The following is a 3,897-nucleotide window of genomic DNA, read 5'->3' on the forward strand; positions in this document are numbered from 1 at the left end:
ATTGCGCCGGCAAAAAAATAACAGATATATTTAAAAATATCAAATATAGCTCCAGCCATATCATCGATAAATTTAAGCACTCTCATCCCTCCTTTGAATTGGCAAGAACGGCTAAGTAAGTATTGCTATAAAAAAGCATATGCATTCTCTTTATATCCCATAGTTTTTTAAATTCTTCGATTGGAACTTTTCGATTATAGCTCTTGTGTTCACCTTCACTATTCACCAGATGCTTTAAAGACTCTGAAAGGTAAATATACTCCTTGTCGTAGCCTACAACCGCGACAAAATGCAAGTTATTGAGATTCTTATGTACTTTAATAAAAACAATTACAGGAGTTCCTTTACTAACTTCGTATTTTAATGTGTGCATATTCCCTTTATAATAGTTTGTTTTAAAGCCCTTTTTTCTTAACATCGTACGAATTCCCTTTGGATAGACATCGCCTGACCTCGTTTTACAAGGGAAATTAATATATAAATCATCCCCATCGGCCTTCATTCCAAAATGACGCATCACATATGCTGTTGAAAATGCTGCACATTCCCTTTTGTTTTGTATATCTATCCTATTATTTCGTTTTACTAGATAGTTAGCCGGATAATCTCTTTTTCTTAAAATAGGTATGGGTAATGTCATTAAATATGCATTAATGATTGTTGTTATAATAAACCATAAAATAGCTGTTCAAACTATAAACATACTAATTCCCCCCTTTTTGCTATACTAAGCAATCTTTCAGTAACATAAATTGTCAATTTAAGAAAAAAGTTCTGCCGTTGTAATTAACTTATTCTACACAATCGCAAAAAACCCTTCTTGTTCAACTAAACTGCTTACGTTAGTTTAAGTGTAACATTTCACAAACTAAATCGCTTCATGAAAAAAACAACCCTAGCCTTTAACAGAGCCTAAAATAAACAGTAAGAAAAATTAGTTTTATATATATTTACTTCCATAAATTAGCTATCATAAAAGAAAATGGACTGAATGAGGTGGAACAAATGTCTAAACGAATTTTATTGGTCGAGGATGATGAATCCATTAGTGAAATGGTTGAGAAATATTTAAGAAGTGAGGGTTTTACGATCACGACTGTGAACGATGGAGAAGCAGCGGTTAAGCAAAATCAATCCTCTGCCTTTGACTTGATCATTTTAGATATTATGATGCCTAAGCTAGATGGCTTAGAAGTTTTGAGGATCGTTCGAGAAACTAGTGCTGTGCCTATATTAATTATGTCGGCAAAGGATAGCGATGTGGATAAGGCATTAGGACTGGGCTTAGGGGCTGATGATTATCTTGCCAAGCCTTTTTCATTACTCGAGCTATCTGCAAGAGTAAAGGCTGCAATAAGAAGAGCAACACAATATTCACGGGAGCAGCAAGTAAACGAGGATATAATTGAAATAGGGGATTTGAAGATAGATGTTACTAACTTTTTGGTTATGAAGGGAAAGGAACACATAAAGCTTACTGCGAAAGAGTTTGCTATCTTAAAACTATTTGCTTCCAATCAAAACCGTGTATTTACTAAACAGCAGATTTATCAGTTGGTTTGGGATGATGAATACTACGGGGATGAAAATATCATTAATGTTCATATGAGAAGGCTTAGAGAGAAGATAGAAGAAGAACCATCAAACCCAAGGTATATAAAAACCTTGTGGGGAATTGGCTATAAGCTGGAAGGTTTTTAATATGGTACTCCTTTTATCTTCCACTATTATTTTGTTGTTAGCTTTCATTGGTTTCCAGTACAAAGAAAAAAGAAATCTCACCTCTAGTATTGCCTATACGCACCAAAAGCTTCATAGCATCATCCAAGAGAATTCAGGAGAAAAGGTTTTAGCGCATACCGAGCATGATGAACTCCAGCAGCTATTAAATACAATTAATGAATTATTAGATGAAAAACAAAAAATACTTGCAACTCATACAAGGCTAGAAGAATCCATGCGAAAAATGCTTTCCAATGTTTCACACGATTTGAAAACGCCGTTAACTGTCATTTTAGGCTATATTGAAATGCTAGAAATTGCTCCCTCCCTACAGGAAGAAGAACGGCAACAGCTCCTTGTTAAACTACATACTAAAACAAATGAAGTACTTAAAATTATCCATACCTTTTTTGACTTGGCGAAAATTGAGGCAGGGGACCAACAATACCCATTATCTAAGGTAAACATAAATGAAATATGTCGTAAGAACATTTTATCCTTCTATGATCTGATAACAGCAAAGCACATGCATGTTGAAATTGAGATACCAGAAAACAATTTATATGCATTTGGTAATGAGGAGGCAATAGATAGAGTTCTAAACAATCTATTATCCAATGCATTAACCTATGGTGCAGACGGTAAAAACATTGGGTTAACGTTGAGATACGACGAGTCCAATATTTATATTGATATTTGGGATAAGGGAAAAGGAATCGAAGAGTATCATATCGATCGGGTTTTTGAAAGAACATATACGATGAACGATTCTAGGAATAAACATTTCCAAGGCAGTGGATTAGGCTTAACAATTACAAAGCGGCTTCTTGAAATAATGGGAGGCTCTATTCATCTATCAAGTATCCCTCATGAAAAGACAATTTTTACTACAACCCTGAAGCGAATTACTTTTTAAAGCATAACTTAAGAAATTCGTAAGATGGAAGTAATAAAAAAGAGAGGTTCGTTTTCTATACTAAGAATAGAACGAAGAGGGAGAGGATTCAATGTCATATATATTGAAAACAAATCATCTGACAAAAGTATTTGAAGATAAGGAAGTCGTTTCTCCTGTTAATATGAACGTCCGAAAGGGAGAAATTTACGGGTTTTTAGGTCCTAATGGAGCAGGTAAGACAACCGTCATGAAGATGATGACCAATCTCATCAAACCGACGAATGGAGAGATAGAGATATTTGGTGAAAGGCTAACCGATCAATCATACGAAGTATTAAAAAGAATTGGATCAATAATTGAATATCCGATTTTTTACGACAAGCTGACTGCACGTGAAACACTTCAGCTTCATTGCGATTATATGGGTTATTATAATCAAAATGAAATAGAGCAAGTATTAGATATGGTTAGTCTAGTAAACACAGGAAACAAGCGAGTAAAAGAATTCTCTCTGGGAATGAAGCAAAGGCTGGGTATTGCACGTGCAATTATCACAAAGCCGGAATTGCTTATTTTAGATGAACCAATAAACGGGCTAGACCCTCAAGGTATAAAGGAAATGAGAGATTTATTTCGAATGCTTTCTAAGGAATATGGCATTACCATTATTGTTTCTAGCCATATTTTAGGAGAAATAGAACAATTAGCAGACACAATTGGAGTCATCAACAACGGTAAACTCATTCAAGAAATTTCACTTGAACAATTAACTCGTAGTCAAACGGACTATATTGAGCTGGTTGTTCAAGATATACAGAAAACTTCCTTCCTGTTAAGTGAGAAGTTAAATTTAGTTAACTTTAAATTAGTAGACAATCATTGTATTCGTATATACGATTCATCGCTCACACCACAAATGATTTCCAAGGTATTGTATGAACACGATATTGAAATAGAGGCTATTAGTAAAAAGACAAGTACATTAGAGGACTACTTCTTAAAGCTAGTCAATGGGGGTGTAGTAAATGTTTAAGCTAATGAAGCTAGAGATGAAAAAGTTTAAACTGGGCTCCTATTCGGTTAACGCTGTAATTGCTAACTTTGTTATTCTCGGGTTTATATTTCTAATAGCGTTTATATCTAAAGTAGAAGGTGACCAGGACTTTGTAAATTACCAGGAGGTCTTAACAGTTATCGATTCATTTGTGAGGGGAACCTTTATCATCTTCGCTGCAACATTAATAGCAAAGCTAATAATAGGAGAATTTAAAAATAAA

At 34.4% G+C, this 3,897-nt stretch carries 4 protein-coding genes and 1 pseudogene; 4 read left to right on the plus strand and 1 reads right to left on the minus strand.

Annotated features, from left to right (window positions below; genetic code table 11):
* Positions 1-82: 82 nt before the first annotated feature.
* On the minus strand, positions 83-640 hold the full coding sequence (locus AC06OU_RS07975) for a cysteine peptidase family C39 domain-containing protein (RefSeq protein WP_475855093.1): 558 nt from the start codon (positions 638-640) through the stop codon (positions 83-85).
* A 365-nt stretch (positions 641-1,005) separates the two neighbouring features.
* Between AC06OU_RS07975 and AC06OU_RS07980 the strand changes: the two genes are divergently transcribed.
* The 4 genes and pseudogenes from AC06OU_RS07980 to AC06OU_RS07995 all read left to right on the plus strand — a co-directional run.
* On the plus strand, positions 1,006-1,701 hold the full coding sequence (locus tag AC06OU_RS07980) for a response regulator transcription factor (protein WP_475855094.1): 696 nt from the start codon (positions 1,006-1,008) through the stop codon (positions 1,699-1,701).
* 1 nt (position 1,702) lies between these two features.
* On the plus strand, positions 1,703-2,638 hold the full coding sequence (locus AC06OU_RS07985; protein ID WP_475855096.1) for a sensor histidine kinase: 936 nt from the start codon (positions 1,703-1,705) through the stop codon (positions 2,636-2,638).
* 91 nt (positions 2,639-2,729) lie between these two features.
* The gene (locus AC06OU_RS07990) at positions 2,730-3,653 is read left to right on the plus strand and encodes an ABC transporter ATP-binding protein (RefSeq protein WP_475855097.1); all 924 of its coding nucleotides are present in this window, start codon (positions 2,730-2,732) and stop codon (positions 3,651-3,653) included.
* Positions 3,646-3,897 (plus strand): annotated as a pseudogene (locus AC06OU_RS07995) (ABC transporter permease); the annotation flags it as partial. The gene AC06OU_RS07990 and the pseudogene AC06OU_RS07995, both read left to right, overlap by 8 nt.

This window comes from Psychrobacillus sp. (genome assembly GCF_056205495.1).